Raw genomic sequence first — 15,873 nt, forward strand, 5'->3', positions numbered from 1 at the left:
CCGTCACACGATCACCGGCTTCCACAGCTCGCTGTGGAGCTGCTTGACCGCCTCGGGCCACGCGCCCGGCAAAACCCAGTCGGCGCGCGTCCAGGAGGCGTCGACCTCCGCGTTCTCGCCGGGGAACAGGATCACGCGGGCGCCCGGGCCGCGCGACGCCAGCGCCGCGGGCACCGGCTGGTCGGCCCCGCCGAGCCACAGCAGCGTCCCTGCCGTGTGCTGGTCGAGGTACTCCGGCCCGACCGGCTTGGCGCCGATCGACGCCAGGGCCGCGCGCGTCGCCTGGTCGAGGTCTTCGCGGGCGAAGTGACGCAGCGGACCGCGGCCGCTGTGCTGCTCGAGGCGGGCGACCCACTCGGGCAGGTCGACCAGGCTCGCCTCGTTGTCGTACTCGGCGTCGATGATCGCCGGCAGCTCGTACCACGGCAGCGTGCCGGCGACGATCGCCGTGATCGACGCCAGCCGCTCCCACTCGACCTCGGGCTCTTGCAGCCACAGCGCCTCGGCGCCGCCGAGCGTCTCCGCGACGGCCAGGCCCTCCTCGGTGTGCGGCAGGAACACCAGCAGCGGGTGCAGGCGCTCTTGCAGCGGCTTGAGGCCGGCCGGCCCGAGGAACGTCAGCCCGTCGGCGCCGAACCGGCTGACCGCGCCGATCACGAACTGGTCGGCGCGTCCGGCGTCGCCGGGGCAGACCGCGCTGACCGTGGCGCCGCGCTCGCTGCCGATGTCGCGGGCGAGGCACAGAGCCGCGGCGCTGGCCGGATGGATCCCCTGCGGGGTGCGCTGGGCGTAGACCAGGATATGAGCCATTAGTCGAGACCGTGCTTCCGTTTGATGAGCTCGAGCTGCTTCTGGTACTCGATCTCGAACGTGGAGGTGTTCTCGGTGAGGTGCTTGAGGTGGCGCCGCACCTCGCGGTCGAGGTCCTCGTCGGCCTGCATGTGGCGGCGGAGGATCTCTTTGAGCTTCTTCCGGATCACGGAGTCGTCGGCGTAGATCTCGGACACGAACTTGCTCTGCATGAACAGCTCGAGCAGCTGATTGGCGATCCAGTTCAAAGCCTCTTCCCCGATGCCGAAGTCCTGCTCGTCCGCCATCGAGCGCTTGACCTTGAACAGCTCGGAGTAGGCCAGCTTCTTCCGCTCGAGCTCGTCCTTCGCGCGATCGGTGAGCTCGCGGTCCTTGCGTCGGTACTCCTTGAGGATCGACTCGACATCCCGTTTGAACTCTTCGCGGTCGCTGACCTCGAGGTCGCCGGCGTCGACCAGGGTCTTGTTCACGGCTTCGACGATCGTCGAGATCTTACTTGAATAAAGACGCATGGGGTGGGCCGAGGATAGGCGTAGCTTTTCCGAGCGTCCAGGGTGCGGTACCAACCACGGGCGTGCAGCCCCGCCTCATCGTCGCCGCCGGCCTCGTCTGGCTCGGCCCCCACCGCCTCCTCGTCCAGCGCCGACCGGCCGGCGCCCGCCACGGCGCCGGCGCCCTCGAGCTCCCCGGCGGGAAGGTCGAGCCTGGTGAGTCACCGCGCGCCGCGCTGCGCCGGGAGCTCGTCGAGGAGTGGGGCCCCGCCGCGGGCGAGCTGCCGATCGGCGCCGTCGCCGAGGTCCTGCATCACGTCTACCCCGGCCCCGGCCCGGAGGTCCTGCTCGTCGTCTACCACGTCGACGCCTGCGCCTGGCTGGGCACCGACTGGCACGCCGCCCTGCGCCTCGAGGCCGACGCCGCCGTCGTCGCCCACGACCTCGACGCCCTCCCCGTGGGCGAATTCCTGGCCGCCGACCGCGAATTCATCGCCGACGTGCGCCACGGCCGGATCCACCCCCCGCCGCTCCCCATCCGTCCCTGAGCGGCTCCGCCCGTCCCCGGCCGGCCTGGACCCTCGAGAGCACCCGCCGGCGCGCGCGGGCCCCGCTCGCACCTGTCCTTGCGACCATCCTCGCGCCGGGCCCACGCTGTGAGCCGGTGCCGCCGCGAGCGGGGCGTGAGGACACCCTCCTCGTCGATCTGGCGGCGTCCGCCCCCACCTGCTGCGCGAGGGCCGCTCCGCGCTCGCCGGGCGGCACCCCCGGCGCCCGTCCGGCGATCGCGCGCACAACCTGTCTTTCCAGCCACCTCCCGCGTCTGCGCGTGACGGCCGCCCGGCCGCGGCGTATGGTCGGGGCGATGCCCGCGCCCCGCGATTTCTCCGAGTTCTGGCCCTTCTATCTCGGCGAGCACCGCCACCCCGTCAATCGCGCGCTCCACTACGTCGGCACCGGCAGCGCCTACCTCTTCCTCGCCTGGATCGCCTGGACCGGCCGCTGGAGCCTGTTCCCGCTGGCCCTGGTGATCGGCTACGGCCCCGCGTGGATCGGTCACTTCTTCATCGAGCGCAACAAGCCGGCCAGCTTCAAGTACCCGCTGTGGTCCCTCGTCGGCGACATGAAGATGCTGCGCCTCCGGCTCACCGGGCGCATGCGCGGCGAGATGATCCGCCTGTTCGGCAGCACCGCCCCCGCGCCCGACGCCCCCCAGCGCGCCCGCACCTGACCCGCCGCCGCCGCGAGCATCCTGTCCTGAAGGACAGTCACGTCTGTCCCTGAAGACCTGTCCTCCAGGACAACCCACCGTCTCCCCCCACCTCCTCCCGGGCCGCGTCGCCTCTGCCCGCTCGCCCCCTCCGGCCGTCCCCGGGCTCCTCCACGCGCCCGCATGCCCTCGCTCCCGCTCACCCTCGAGGCCGCCCTGCGCGACGCGCGTTCACCCGACCCGACCTCGCGCAGCGTGGCCGTGCGTCACCTGGCCGCCGCGCTGCTGGCCGAGCTCGGCGATCCGTCACCGGCCCTGCACCTCGCGGCAGCGCACCCGCGCGGCGAGGCCGTGGTCGCCGCCTTGACCGCCGCGCTCGCCGATCCCGTCGTCCCGGTCCGGGCCATGGCCGCGACCGGCCTCGGGCAGCTCGGCGAGCCCGACGTCATCCCCCACATCGACCCCTGGCTGCAGGACCCCGACCCCGGGCCCGACGCCGGCTACCTGCGCGAGTGCGCCGCCATCACCTGCGTCCTGCTCGGCCTCGCCGCCGCCCCCGAGCACCTCGTCAAGCCCGACGAAACCGAGGGCCCGCGCCCCGTCGAGGCCCCGCCGGCCGCCCCGCACCCCTTGCGTCCTCCGGGACATGTCCCGAGCGACCTGTCCCGAATCACCTATGAGGCCGCGCTCGCCCGGATCACCGCGGCCCTCCGCGCGCCCGCGCCCGACCTGCGGTTCCAGGCCGCCGGCGGCCTCGTCGAGCTGGCCGGCCGCGCCGCCGAGCCGGCCCTGTGCGCCGCCCTCGACGGCGAGGCGCACCCGCAGGTCCGCCTCGCCCTCGTCAGCGCCCTCGCCGAGCTCGACCCGCCGGGCCCCGAGGCCTGCACGCGCCTCGCCGCCGTGGTCGCCGACCCGCGCGCCGCCACCGAGCTCGCCTTCGCCGCCGCGCTCGGCCTCGCCGCCGCCCGCGACCCCCGCGGCGGCCCGCCCCTGCTCCTCGCCTTGCAGCGCTCCGGCGACCGCGCCCGCGCCCTCGAGGCCCTCGCCGCGCTCGGCCCCGCCGCCCCGCCGGCCGCCGTGCCCCCGATCGTGAAGATCGCCCGCGGCTGGCTCACCCCCGCCGTCATGCGCGTCCGCGCCGCCTACGTCCTCGTCCGCATCGCCCCCCGGATCGGCCAGCCGCTGTTCGACGAGCTCGCCCGCAGCAGCCGCCCCGCCGTCCAGGAGGCCGTCGCCGACGCCCGCGCCGCCCTCGCCGCCCTCGCGCTCGAGGACATGCCCCCCAAGACATAGCCTCCGGGACCTGTCCGCAAGACCTTGTGACGATCCCCGCCGCCGCGCGCCGCTCGACGACGCTCGACGACCGCCCGCGCTGGAGCTCCGTCTCGACGAGCTCGCCGGCACCGCCCCGCCGCAGGAGGCCGTCGCCGACGCGCGCGCCGTCCTGACGCTCAAGGACATGCTTCGAAAGGCAAGGACCCGCAGCAGGACCGCTCGCGCGCGCTGTGCGGCGCCGTCCTCGTCGCTGCGGCTCGTGTTTTCGATCGCCTCGGCTACGACGCCGCCACGACCGACCACGTCGCTGAACTCGCCGGCGTCAGCGTCGGGTCGCTCTATCAAGACTTCCCGGGCAAGGACGCGCTCCTCACCGCCCTGCCCGAGCGCCACGCCGAGGAGGTCGCCGCCCTCGTCGCGGCGGCGCTGGCCGACGTCGCCACGCCGACCGAGCCCGCCTTGCGCCGGCTCGTGACCGACCTGATCGCGCTGCATCGCCGGCAGCCGCGCCTGCAAGCGCTGTTGCACGGCCCGGCGGCCTTCCGCGAGCGCCCGCTCGCGGCCAGCCCGGGCGCCGGCGCCTTGCTGGCGAGCGCCGCGGCCTGGCTGCGCGGCCGCGGACACGCGCGTGACGAGCGGCTCGACGCCTACGTGCTGCTGCAACGGACCGAGTCGCGGGTCCACGCGGCCGCGCTCGAGCCCCCGGCGTTCGCCGGCGATCGGGCGCTGGAGGACGGTGTGGCCCGGGCCGTGCTGGCCTTCGTCGGCGCCAGAGGCCCTGCGATCCAGCGCACAGCGCCCGGCCGCCCGCTTTGCCACCCTCGCCTCGTGACGCCCGCCACCGCCACCGATCCCCGCAGCGACCTCGCCACCGCCTACGAGCGCGCCTTGCAGCACCTCCGCGGCGTACAGGCGGCCAAGGGCGCCGTCGGCGGCGAGGTGATCTGGAACCCGATGCTCGTGTGCCAGTACGTGATCGCCTGTCACGTCCTCGGGCGCCCGATCGCCCCGGTGCGGCGGCAGCGGATCCGCCTCGCCCTCGAGCGTCAGGTGCGGGCCGACGGCGGCTGGGGCATGCACCCCGACAGCGACAGCTGGCTGTTCCACACCACCCTCGGTTACGTCACCCTGCGCCTGCTCGGCCACCCGCCCGACGACCCGCTGGCCGCCGGCGCGCTGCGGTGGATCCGCGCTCACGGCGGCGTCACCAAGAACCCGACGTGGGGGCGGATCTGGCTGGCCCTCCTCGGCCTCTACCCGTGGCAGTGCGTCCAGCCGATCCTGCCCGAGATGTGGCTCTTGCCCGAGGCCGCGCCGGTCCACCCGCGCCGCCTCTACTGCCACATGCGCCTGATCTACCTCGGGCTCAGCTATCTCTACGGCGCCCGCGTCCAGGCTCCCGACTCGCCTGTCCTTCGGGACATCCGCGACGAGCTCTACGACGGCGGCTACGACCGCGCCCCGTTCCGCGCCCACCGCGACGACATCGCCGCCACCGACCTGTACGAGGCGCCAGGCGCCGGCCTGCGCGCCGCCTTCGCCGCCATGCGGGCGCTCGACCGCGCCGCCCCCGGCCTCGTGCGCAAGCGGGCCCTCGCCCGCGCCATCGACCACGTCCTGTTCGAGCTGCGCAGCACCGGCAACGTCTGCCTCAGCCCCGTCAACGGCCTGCTGTTCAACCTCGCCCTCCACCACCACGACCCGCACCACCCCGAGCGCGACGCCGCCTTCCGCGGCCTCGAGTACTGGTTCTGGGAGGACGACGTCGACGGCACCCGGATCTGCGGCGCCCGCAGCGACATCTGGGACACCTCCTTCCTCCTCCAGGCCCTGTGCGAGGGCCCGCGGAGCGCCACCGCCGAGGCGCTGGGGAGCAGCGCCGCCGCCTGGCTGGCGACCGCGCAGATCCGCGGCGACATCCCCGGCGGCGCCGCGCACTACCGCGAGCCCGCCGACGGCGGCTGGGGCTTCGCCGACGAGCGCCACCCGTGGCCCGTCAGCGACTGCACCGCCGAGGCGCTCGAGGCCCTGATCCACTGCGCCGACCACCGCCTCGCCGAGCCGCTCCCGCGCGAGCGCCAGCTCGCCGCCCTGCGGTTCGTCCTGCGCCGTCAGAACGAGGACGGCGGGTTCGGCTCCTACGAGCCGCGCCGCGGCAGCCTCGTGCTCAAGCACTTCAACCCGGCCGAGATCTACGGCAACTGCATGCTCGAGTACTCGTACACCGAGTGCACCGCGAGCTGCGTCCGCGGCCTCGCCCTCGCCCGCGTTCGCCTCGGCGACGCCATCCCGCCGGGCCTTTTGGCCGACGTCGACGCCGCGATCGAGCGCGGCGTCGCCTTCCTCCTCCGCGCCCAGCACCCCGACGGCGGCTGGCTCGGCTTTTGGGGCATCAACTTCACCTACGGCACCTTCTTCGCCGTGCACGCCCTCCTCACCACCGGCCTGCCCCGCCAGCACCCCGCGATCCGCCGCGCCGTCGCCTGGCTGCTGCGCCGCCAGCGGCCCGACGGCGGCTGGGGCGAGAGCTTCGAGGGCCTGCTCGACGGCCGCGACGTCCAGCTCCCCCCGCACGAGCCCAGCCTGGTCGCCCAGACCGCCTGGGCCGTCCTCACGCTCATGGCCGCCGAGACCGCCGAGGAGGCGCCCGCGATCGAGCGCGCGATCGCCTACCTCCAGGCCCGCCAGCAGCCCGACGGCAGCTGGCCGCGCGAGCGCGCCAGCGGCGTGTTCTTCAACACGGCCGTCCTCGACTACGACCTCTACCGCCAGATCTTCCCCGCCTGGGCCCTGGCCCGCCGCCTCGGCCGCACCGCCGAGTGACCCCGGGCCGCATTCGCCGCCGGCCGCCTTCCCTGTGAGACATGCCCGATGGAACATGGCCTAAAGCACATGCTCGTTCGAGCATGCCCCTGAGAGCACGCCGTGCGCAGCCGCTCGCCTCCGCCGCTCGCCGTGACCGCGGCGCACGCGGACGAGCGCGCGCCGGGGCGAGCGCTCACGCGAAGAACTCGCGGATCCGGTCCGTCGCCGCCAGCGCGTCGCGGCGGCCGAGCTCGATCATCCGCGTCGCCAGGCTGCCGTCGAGCAGCAGGATCGACGCCAGCTCGGTCGTGCGGGCGACGGGCGAGCGGCTGAGGCAGCGGATGATCGCTCGCCGGATCGGGTCGATCCCCGAGTCTGCGAGGTCGCGGCGGATGAACGACGCCGTGACCGCCGCCAGGTCCTCGCTGGGCCGGAACACCAGCGTCGGCACGCGGCGATACGGCAGGTCGCGCGCCTGGTCGAGGCGCTCGGTCACCGCCGCGAACTCGGCGGCCCCGAGCACCTCGTCGATCGCCGCGAACATGCGGTTGATCCGCAGCAGGTTGTCGACGTCGTGCGAGACCGGGTCGAGCAGCAGCGCGCCGAAGATCTTGCCCAGCATGAACACGAAGCCGGGGACATCGGGCGCGTCCATCGGCTGCGGCGCGGGCGAGCGCTCGAGCAGCGAGATGACCACCACCCGGTCGGCGCCGGCCCGCAGCGCCGGGCCGATCGGCGTGCCGAAGCGGAGCGCCCCGTCCATGTAGGAGCGCCCCTCGATGTTGCGCGCCGGGTACACCAGCGGCAGCGCCGACGAGGCCAGCACCCGCTGGGCGTCGATCGGCGTCAGGTGGGTGCGCGCGTGGGTTTGGCTCGGGCGCAGCTCGACCCCCGGCGCCAGCTCGGCGAACAGCGTCGTCCGCCCGTCGCACACGTCGAGCGCCGCGATCGCCAGCGAGCGCACCACCCCCGCCTCGACGTTCGCGTGCAGCCGGTCCCACGCGATCACGCGCTCCAGCAGGCGCTCGGTCGGGCGCGGGTCGAACAGCGAGCGCCCCACGTACGGCGAGCTTCGGCTGGCGTACTTCGCGTAGCGGCCCGGCAGGTGCCAGAGCGGCCAGCCCCACAGCGTCAGCGGCGTGCAGCGCAGGGTGTCGCGCAGCGCGAGCCGCTGCCACACGTCGACCAGCCCGGCGACGCGGTGATCGGCGTGGTGCGCGTTGGCGGCCATGTACGCCGCGTTGAGCGCCCCCACCGACGTCCCGGCGAAGACGCTGAAGAGCGGCGCCCCGCTCGCCCCGCGCACGCCCAGCACGTCGACGAGCCCGTCGAGCACCCCGACCTGGTACGCGCCTCGCACGCCGCCGGCCGACAGCACGAGCGCGGTGTGGGGTCGCTTGGGCACGGGCATGGCCGTCGGCTCCGGCGCGGCGGGCCCGTCGCCGCGCGACGCGCCCGACCCCCCAGTATGGCACCCGCCGCCGACCTGCCCTCACCGCGAGCGATCGCCTCACCCCGGCGGCTCCGCCGCCCGACGACATGCCCCCAAAGACATGTTTTATCGATCAGCTCGTCGCTCGCCGCCGCGCCGCGCTCCGTCCGCGCGCCGCCATCCGGCGGCACCGCCCTGCCGCCCCGCGGACCGCTCCGCCGATCCCCCTCCGCGGACCGCGGAGGCCGGCGCCACGCCCGGGCGCTCGCTCGACCACCGCCGCGTGGCCGGCCGCGACGCGCCGAAGACATGGCGTATCGATCAGCTCGTCGATCACCGCCACGCCGCGCTCCGTCCCTGCGCCGCCACCCGGGCGGCACCGCCCTGCCGGGACCGCTCCGCCGACCCCCTCCGCGGATTGCGGAGGCCGGCGCCACGCCCGGGCCCTCGCGTGTCCGGCCGCGACACGCCGGTGCCCCCGCATCCGCCCGTGCGGCATCGTGCCTTCGTCGTGCTCGACGCCGCCGGTGCCCCCGCGCCCGCCCGTGCGGCGGATGGTGGAGGCCGGCGCCACGCCCGGGCCCTCGCGTGTCCGGCCGCGAAACGCCGGTGCCCCCGCGCTCGCCCGTGCGGCATCGTGCCTTCGTCGTGCTCGACGCCGCCGGTGCCCCCGCGCCCGCCCGTGCGGCATCATGCCTTCGTCGTGCTCGACGCTGCCGACCTCACCCGCGCGATCGCCCAGGCCCGCGGCGGCCGCGTCGTCTGCCGCGCCCTCGAGCGCGACGACCCAGCCGCCGCCTCCGACCTGCCCGACGACGACTTCGCCGATCTCCTGCGCGGCGAGCTGCTGTCGGCCGCGCCGGCGGCGAAGCAGGCCGACCCGTTCGCGCAGGCCCTCGCCGACCTCGCGCGGATCGTCGACCTCCCCGGCCGTCCCTTCCCGTGGGTCGAGGCCGACCCCGCCGCCGCTCGCTCCAGCGTCGTCGGCCTGCTCATGCGCGGCATCTACGACGACGACGCGCGCATGCCCCTCGCCACCGCCGAGGCCCTGGCCGCGCGCTTCTTCGCCGGCTTCGGCGACCGCGCCCGCTGCTTCTGGCGCGCCCACGGGCACCCGCTCGCCGGGGCGATCGTCGAGCACGTCCTCGCCGTCGTCGACCCGCGCCGCGCCGCCCTCCTCGCCTTGCTCGACGACGGCCCGCGCCGCGACTGAGCGGCGCCCCTCGCCGAACGGACCCGCCCGTTCGAGCACGCCCCGCGCCGCCCGCCGCCCTCGCTCGCCGACGGCCCGCGACGCGGCCGAGCGCTGTCCCTTGCGACATGCCCGGAACAACATGCTCGTACGGGCATGCCCGTTTGGACATGCCTTTTACGACATGCTCAAAAAGGCAGCAGCGCCTCGACCCGCAGCGGCGCCAGCCGCTCGCGGCCCTTCAAGAACGGCAGCTCGATCAGGAACAGGCCGGCGACCACCTCGCCGCCGAGGCGCTGGACCAGGCGGGCGGCCGCGCCCGCGGTCCCGCCGGTGGCCAGCAGGTCGTCGACCAGCAGCACGCGGTCGCCGGCGTCGATCGCGTCGGCGTGCATGTGCAGCGTGCCCTCGCCGTACTCGAGCGCGTACGCCTGCGTCACCGTGGCCGCGGGCAGCTTGCCGGGCTTGCGCGCCGGCACGAAGCCGACCCCGAGCGCGTGGGCGATCGGCATGCCGAACAGAAACCCGCGCGACTCGACGCCGACGATGCGGTCGATCGAGCCGGCCAGATCGGCGACCGCGTCGAGGTGGAGGCGCAGCGCCGCCGCCATCGCCGCCGGGTCGCGCAGCACCGGGGTGATGTCGCGGAACAGGATCCCCGGCGACGGGAAGTCCGGCACCGCGCGGATCAGGCTGGCCACGTCGCGCAGCGCCGCCGCGCGCTCGACCTCGGACATGCGAAAATCGGGGCTCTCGCGCATCGTCTCGGTCCTCACTCGTCGCCTCGCGGATCGACCTGCACGGTCGTCCCGGCGAACATCTGCTGCCACGGTGTCAGATCGGGCGCCGTGATGTCGAGGACCAGCGGGGTCACCGACACGAAGCCGCGTTTGACCGCCCAGGTGTCCTCGCCCTCGTGCTCGCCGGCGTCGCGCGGCGGCCCGCCGATCCAGAAGTAGGCCATCCCGCGCGGGTCCTGGCGGCGCTCGACCTGCTCGACGTAGGGCCGGGCCCCCAGCCGCGTCACGACGATCGGGATCCCCTCGGCCAGCACCTCCGGCGGCCCCTCCGGCGGCGGCGCGCTGTGGGAGATCCACGGGATGTTGACGTTCAGCAGGCTCAGCGACGGCTGCGCCAGCAGCATGCGAGCCAGCGTCCGCACCACCGGGATCGCCACCCGCGGCGACTCGCGCGCGTGGACCGACACCGCCATCGCCGACGCCCCGCGGATGAACCCCTCGGCGGCGCCCCCGACCGTCCCCGAGTAAAACACGTCGGAGCCGAGGTTATAGCCCGGGTTCACCCCCGACACGACCAGCGCCGGCCGGCGCTCGCACAGGTGCAGCGACGCCAGGTACACGCAGTCGACCGGCGTGCCGTTGACCCGGTGCCAGCCCGGGCGGACCTCGTCGACGCGCAGGTGCGAGTGCAGCGTGATCGCGTGCGACGAGCCGCTGCGCTCGGTCTCCGGCGCGCACACCACCACGTCGCCGAGCGGCGCCACCGCCTCGGCCAGGGCGAGGATCCCGGGCGCGAGGATGCCGTCGTCGTTGGTGACCAGGATCAGCGGCCGTTGCGACACGCCGCGCCTTGTAGCACAGACCACCCGGCGGCCCCGACGCGAAACAGGGCGGCGCAAGCTTCCCGCGGAGCGCGGAAAAAAATAAGAGCCGGCAGGGGAAACCTGTCGGCTCTTCGCGTTTGTCGGGGCGAGAGGATTCGAACCTCCGACCCCTAGACCCCCAGTCTAGTGCGCTACCAGGCTGCGCTACGCCCCGAAACGGAGCGCCGGTATACGCGCTTTGCTCCGCCCCGGCAAGCCCCCTGCGACCCCGGTCCGCCCGGCAAACTCACGAGCGCGGCCGCCGACGCGGATCGCCCGGCCCGCGGCCGGCCCCGCACGCCCTCGACCGCCTCCGCCCCGAGCCTTTCGAGCCTCCCGGGGCCCTTGCGGCTCGTTCTCCGCGCCGGGGCGAGCTCCCCAGCCTCCGAGTTTCGTCCTCCGCACGCCCGCGAGGCTCCCCTCGCGTCGCGCTCGCCCTCACAGCGGCTCGCGGCCGCTGCGCTGCAGCAGTGGTTGCGCCTCGCCGGCCGCGGCCGCCTCGTCGATCAGGGCCCGGGCGCCGCCGCGCGTGCGGATGAACTCGACCGGGTCGGCCGCGGTGCTCGCCGTCGCCTCGGTGTTCTCGACCCACGCGATCAGGTCGTCGAGCGACTCGCGCAGCGCCGCCAGCGACTGCGACGCCAGGTATCGGCTCGACGGCGGCGCCATCTCGACCGCCTCGCCGCCGAGGCGCAGCTGCTGGCGCGCCCCCGCGATCGTGAACTTCTTCGCGTACAGGAGGTGCTTGATCTTCAGCAGCGTCTCGACGTCGCGGCGCCGGTACACCCGCTGCTGCGTGCGCGACTTCTGCGGGCGGATGACCTTGAACTCGGTCTCCCAGTAGCGGAGCACGTAGGCCGGCACGCCGACGATCTGCGCCACCTCGCCGATCTTGAAGTACAGCTTGTCGGACCCCAGGTCGGGCCCCGTCGCCGCGCCGGCCTTCTTCGCGCGGGCGCGCGTGCGGGCGGGCTTCGACGGCCCCTCGCTCGCTGCGCCGTCGCCCGCCTTGCGCCGGCTCGTCTGTCCCGCGTCCTCGTCTGCGCCGCTCATCGCCGTCTCGCTACGCGTTGAGCGCGGCCTTCAGCACGTTGCTCGGCTTGAACGTCAGCACCCTGCGGGCGTCGATCGTGATCTGCACGCCCGTCTGCGGGTTGCGGCCCGGACGCGGGTTCTTGGCGCGGACGACGAAGTTGCCGAACCCCGAGATCTTGATCTTCTCGCCCTCCGCGAGCGTGTTCTTCATCAGCTCGAACACCACCTCGACCACGTCGGCGGCCTCCTTCTTGGAGAAGCCGCCGACTTCCTCGCATACGCGCTCGATGATGTCCGCCTTCGTCACGCCGCGGATCTTTGGCAAAAACTCGGCGTCACGCAAGCCCGGCGGCCGTGCGTTGGACCTAGCTCCGCGCGAGAAAAACTCAACTGCCGCGCTTGTTTGCAGCATTACACGTCGGGCACGAGCGGCATCCGTCCGGGCGCCGCGCCCTCCCCCGTCCGGGACTTCCTGTTCACGACTGCACCACCTCGCAGGAGCTCGCAGAACGCCGCTCAGACGGGTTGCGCCGCCGGCGGCCGCGAGCGAGGATCGCGGCGATGCTGCGATCTGCTTGCGCCTATGCCTTACCGTGGACAGCCCTCTTGCTCGCCGCCCTCCCGCCCAGCCAGGCGGACGCCTGCGGCGGCACCGTCTGTGAGCCCGGGCCCAACGCCATGCCGGTCGATCAGACCGGCGAGAACATCCTCTTCGTGATCGACCAGGGTCAGGTCGAGGTCCACATCCAGATCCAGTACGACCCGGACACCAACGCGCAGCAATTCGCGTGGCTGATCCCGCTGCCCGAGGTCCCCACCTTCTCGGTCGGCAGCGAGCTGCTGTTCCGGGAGCTGCTGAACGCCACCGTCCCGACCTACGGCCTGCAGGACAACTTCGAGTTCTGCGGCGGCGAGGGCACCGACGGCTTCCCGGCGACCTCCGGCGGCTCGTTCACCGGCGACGGCACGACCGGCGAAGGCACCGACACCGGCGTCGACGTCAAGAAGATCGAGACCGTCGGCGCCTTCGAGGTCGTCGTGCTCGGGGGCATGAACGCCGGCGACATCATGCAGTGGCTGGGCGACAACGGCTACCAGCAGGACCCCAACGCCGAGCCGATCTTGCAGGAGTACCTCGACGAGGGCAACAGCGTCGTCGCCTTCAAGCTGAGCAACGGCGAGGGCCTGAGCAGCATCCACCCGATCGTCCTCAGCTTCGCCGAGCCCGAGGGCTGCGTCCCGATCCGCCTCACCCGGATCGCCGCCGTCGAGGACATGGACATCCGCGCCTTCAGCCTCGGCGACGGCCGGGCGATCCCCACCAACTACCGCCACGTCCTCGTCAACCCGCTCAAGATCGACTGGCTCAACCTCGGCGCCAACTACAAGGAGGTCGTCAGCCTCGCCGTCGACGCCTTCATGGCCGAGGGCCACGCCTTCGTCACCGAGTTCGCCGGCGACAGCAGCGTCCTCAGCGTCGGCCGATTCTACTCGGCCGGGTGGAGCGCCGACCCCTTCACCGGCCTCGCCGCCGTCGACGTCATGAGCCAGCTCAACCAGCAGGGCCTGACCGACTGCAGCGACGAGTTCTTCTGTCAGTTCAACCACCCGCTGATCGAGGGCTTGCTCGCCACCTACCTCCCGGTGCCGAACGGCATCTCGCCCGAGCAGTTCTACAGCTGTCTCAGCTGCTTCGAGGCCGACATCGACCTCGGGGCGTGGGGCGACGGCAGCGGCTTCGCCAAGGATCTGCTGGCCCGCGTGATCGAGCCGGCCGAGCACGCCAAGAACCTGGTCGATACCTGGCCGTACCTCACGCGCCTCTACACCACCATCTCGCCCAACGAGATGACCGAAGATCCGCTGTTCCTCCTCAACCCCGAGCTGCCCGACGTCCCGAACGTCCGGATCGCCCAGCGCGACATCTCGTGCGAGGACTTCGCGGTCGTCACCCTGCCCGACGGTCGCCAGGTCAACATGGACTTCGGCGACCCGTGGCCGCAGTTCCAGGACGAGATGCCGTGGGAGGAGGACGTCGACCAGATGGTCATGGACGGCATGCCGCAGCCGCTCGTCGACAACACCCCGCTCATCGACCAGCTGCTGGCCGAGTGGAACCAGCAGCACCCGCCGCCGCCCTCCGGCACCACCGGCGGGCCGACCACCAGCGACACCGACGGCCCCACCACCGGCCCCGACACCTCGGGCGGCAGCGGCAGCACCGGCACCACCTTCTACTCGACCGAGAGCGACAGCAGCCCGAACGTCGTCGGCGGCGCCAGCGGCAGCGGCTGCGCCTGCGACGGCCGCGGCGGCGCCCCGACGGTCCCCTCGCTGCTGGCCCTCCTCGGCCTCCTCGCCGTCCGCCCGCGCCGCCGACGCGGCTGACCCCAAAAACATGCCCCTGGAGACCTGTTTTAAATAGCAGCATGTCTCCGGGCGGCAGCGCCTCGGGCTGCCCCTGCGACCGTGGTCGCCCCCGGGGTGGCCGAGCCCGCCCCGACCGCCCCCTCGCTGCTGGCCCGCTCGGCCTCCCCGTCGTGCGCGGCCGAAACAAGGGACATGTCTCCGGAGACATGTCATTGCAGCATGTCTCCTGGCCGCGGCTTTGCGACGGCCGCTGCAGCGCGCGAGCGCTCCGTCGCCGCCGGCCCTGCCCGCCGCCGACGACGATGGACATGCCTCGTAGGACATGTTTTTTAGAACATGTTTTAGGTGACATGCCCTGCAGCACTCGCACCTCCGCGCCCTGGCGCCGCGCGCGAGGGCGGAGCTCACCGGTCGCCGCCACGAGCGCTTCCGCCCTCCGCACGAAGGCCCCGGCGACCCCGACGCCTCGCTGCGTCCGTCCATCGTCCTGCCGACGCCTCGCCCGGCCGCGTCCCCGAGCTCTCGCGCTCGACCCCGCCCTCGCCCCGCCGCCGTCGCGCCTCGCCCGGCCATCGACCCTGCCGATCCGGGCCCTCGTCGGCCGCGCCAGCGATGCGCCCCGGGCCACCCGCGCGCATCGCCACGCTACACTCCCGCGCGTGGTTCCTGCCTCGCTGAGCACGGGCGCCCCGGTGATCGGCCTCCTCGTCTGGCTCGCCGTCGTCGGCGTGCGCCTCGGCGACCTCGGCGACGAGGCCGCCCTCGCCGAGGTGATCGTCCTGTTCGTGGTCCTCGTCGCCGTCCCGCGGGCGCTGCTCTTCACGGCGGCGGACGACATGTCCCCGAGGACATACGCCAACGCCGCTCGCCTCGCCGGCCTCGCCGGCCTCGCCGGCCTCGTCGCCGCCGTCCCCGCCTTCGCGCCCGGCCTCGGACCGGCAGCCGCCGCCGGGCTCACCGGGCTCTGGCTGCTCGTGTGCGGCTTCGCGGCCCTGCACGGCCTGCTCCGCTTCCACGTCCGCCGCAGCCTCGCCCCCGCCGAGCTCGCCCTCGACCTCGGCCTCGTGTTGTTGCCCGCCGCGGCCGTGTGGCTGCTCGTCTACCGCGGCGACCTCGTCCTCGGCGGCTTCGGCGGCCTCGCCGCGGCGCTCACCGCCGGCCACTTCCACGCCGCCGGCTTCGGCACGCTCGTCATGGTCGGCCTGCTCGGCCGCGGCCTCGGCGGCGCCGCCGACTGGACGCGCCCCGTCTACCGCCTCGCCGCCTTCGTCCTGATGCTCGCCTTCCCCACGCTCGCGGTAGGCATCGGCACCGGCGTCCGATCGATCGAGCTCGCCGGCGCCGGCCTCTACGTCCTCGGCCTCCCGCTCCTCGCCGGCCTGCAGCTCGTCGCCGCCGCCCGCCTGGGCGATCGGCCCGCCTGGGCACGTGTCCTTTTGGCCCTGTCCTCCGGGTCACTGTTGCTGAGCACCACCCTCGCCGGCATGTTCGCCGCCCAGGGCTTCTACGGCGCCGCCGTCCCGATCCTCACGATGCTGCGCGCCCACGGCCTCGTCAACGCGCTCGGCTTCCTCGGCCTCGGCCTGCTCGCCTGGACCGGCCTGCAGGCGCCCGCGCCGCGCGACTGAACGAGCACGAGACCTCGGCCCG

At 73.9% G+C, this 15,873-nt stretch carries 14 protein-coding genes, 1 tRNA gene and 1 pseudogene; 8 read left to right on the forward strand and 8 right to left on the reverse strand.

Annotated elements, in window-relative coordinates:
• Nucleotides 1-3: 3 nt before the first annotated feature.
• On the reverse strand, nucleotides 4-810 hold the full coding sequence (locus NAEX_RS03170) for an adenine nucleotide alpha hydrolase family protein (protein ID WP_096326041.1): 807 nt from the start codon (nucleotides 808-810) through the stop codon (nucleotides 4-6).
• The gene (locus tag NAEX_RS03175; protein ID WP_096326042.1) at nucleotides 810-1,322 is read right to left on the reverse strand and encodes a DUF507 family protein; all 513 of its coding nucleotides are present in this window, start codon (nucleotides 1,320-1,322) and stop codon (nucleotides 810-812) included. Before NAEX_RS03175 ends, NAEX_RS03170 begins: the two co-directional genes overlap by 1 nt.
• A 62-nt stretch (nucleotides 1,323-1,384) precedes the next feature.
• Between NAEX_RS03175 and NAEX_RS03180 the strand changes: the two genes are divergently transcribed.
• From NAEX_RS03180 to NAEX_RS03200, 5 genes and pseudogenes are all read left to right on the forward strand, one after another.
• Nucleotides 1,385-1,849, forward strand: coding sequence for an NUDIX domain-containing protein (locus NAEX_RS03180; RefSeq protein ID WP_245913601.1), 465 nt, complete (start codon nucleotides 1,385-1,387; stop codon nucleotides 1,847-1,849).
• A gap of 317 nt (nucleotides 1,850-2,166) precedes the next feature.
• Entirely contained in the window at nucleotides 2,167-2,532 is a 366-nt protein-coding gene (locus tag NAEX_RS03185; RefSeq protein WP_096333507.1) for an Mpo1-like protein, read from the forward strand.
• Nucleotides 2,533-2,694: 162 nt separating this feature from the next.
• The gene (locus tag NAEX_RS03190; RefSeq protein WP_096326043.1) at nucleotides 2,695-3,804 is read left to right on the forward strand and encodes a HEAT repeat domain-containing protein; all 1,110 of its coding nucleotides are present in this window, start codon (nucleotides 2,695-2,697) and stop codon (nucleotides 3,802-3,804) included.
• A gap of 210 nt (nucleotides 3,805-4,014) precedes the next feature.
• A pseudogene (locus tag NAEX_RS54345) lies at nucleotides 4,015-4,155 on the forward strand (helix-turn-helix domain-containing protein); the annotation flags it as partial.
• A gap of 102 nt (nucleotides 4,156-4,257) precedes the next feature.
• Nucleotides 4,258-6,609, forward strand: coding sequence for a prenyltransferase/squalene oxidase repeat-containing protein (locus tag NAEX_RS03200; protein ID WP_143140420.1), 2,352 nt, complete (start codon nucleotides 4,258-4,260; stop codon nucleotides 6,607-6,609).
• A gap of 175 nt (nucleotides 6,610-6,784) precedes the next feature.
• Here NAEX_RS03200 and NAEX_RS03205 read toward each other — a convergent pair whose 3' ends face one another.
• Nucleotides 6,785-7,996, reverse strand: coding sequence for a patatin-like phospholipase family protein (locus NAEX_RS03205; protein WP_170135408.1), 1,212 nt, complete (start codon nucleotides 7,994-7,996; stop codon nucleotides 6,785-6,787).
• Nucleotides 7,997-8,726: 730 nt separating this feature from the next.
• Between NAEX_RS03205 and NAEX_RS03210 the strand changes: the two genes are divergently transcribed.
• A complete protein-coding gene (locus tag NAEX_RS03210) occupies nucleotides 8,727-9,236 on the forward strand; it encodes a hypothetical protein (protein WP_143140421.1) in 510 nt (169 codons plus the stop codon).
• A 167-nt stretch (nucleotides 9,237-9,403) separates the two neighbouring features.
• Here NAEX_RS03210 and NAEX_RS03215 read toward each other — a convergent pair whose 3' ends face one another.
• The 5 genes from NAEX_RS03215 to NAEX_RS03235 all read right to left on the reverse strand — a co-directional run bounded on the left by NAEX_RS03215 (nucleotide 9,404) and on the right by NAEX_RS03235 (nucleotide 12,160).
• The gene (locus tag NAEX_RS03215) at nucleotides 9,404-9,976 is read right to left on the reverse strand and encodes an adenine phosphoribosyltransferase (RefSeq protein WP_338042513.1); all 573 of its coding nucleotides are present in this window, start codon (nucleotides 9,974-9,976) and stop codon (nucleotides 9,404-9,406) included.
• 11 nt (nucleotides 9,977-9,987) lie between these two features.
• The gene (gene surE, locus NAEX_RS03220) at nucleotides 9,988-10,797 is read right to left on the reverse strand and encodes a 5'/3'-nucleotidase SurE (protein ID WP_096326047.1); all 810 of its coding nucleotides are present in this window, start codon (nucleotides 10,795-10,797) and stop codon (nucleotides 9,988-9,990) included.
• Between the two features lie 122 nt (nucleotides 10,798-10,919).
• Nucleotides 10,920-10,993: transfer RNA gene (locus NAEX_RS03225), tRNA-Pro, on the reverse strand.
• 263 nt (nucleotides 10,994-11,256) lie between these two features.
• Nucleotides 11,257-11,871 carry a MerR family transcriptional regulator gene (locus NAEX_RS03230; RefSeq protein WP_096326048.1) on the reverse strand — a complete coding sequence of 205 codons (615 nt, stop codon included), beginning with the start codon at nucleotides 11,869-11,871 and terminating at the stop codon, nucleotides 11,257-11,259.
• A gap of 10 nt (nucleotides 11,872-11,881) precedes the next feature.
• A complete protein-coding gene (locus NAEX_RS03235; RefSeq protein ID WP_096333509.1) occupies nucleotides 11,882-12,160 on the reverse strand; it encodes an integration host factor subunit alpha in 279 nt (92 codons plus the stop codon).
• Nucleotides 12,161-12,414: 254 nt separating this feature from the next.
• On the opposite strand from NAEX_RS03235, the gene NAEX_RS03240 reads away from it, so the two are divergent.
• Nucleotides 12,415-14,241, forward strand: a complete 1,827-nt coding sequence (locus tag NAEX_RS03240; RefSeq protein WP_096326049.1) for a DUF2330 domain-containing protein — start codon at nucleotides 12,415-12,417, stop codon at nucleotides 14,239-14,241.
• Nucleotides 14,242-14,882: 641 nt separating this feature from the next.
• On the forward strand, nucleotides 14,883-15,851 hold the full coding sequence (locus NAEX_RS49485; protein ID WP_170135409.1) for a YndJ family transporter: 969 nt from the start codon (nucleotides 14,883-14,885) through the stop codon (nucleotides 15,849-15,851).
• Nucleotides 15,852-15,873 lie beyond the last annotated feature (22 nt).

It is taken from the genome of Nannocystis exedens, assembly GCF_002343915.1.
Taxonomy (GTDB): Bacteria; Myxococcota_A; Polyangia; order Nannocystales; family Nannocystaceae; genus Nannocystis; species Nannocystis exedens.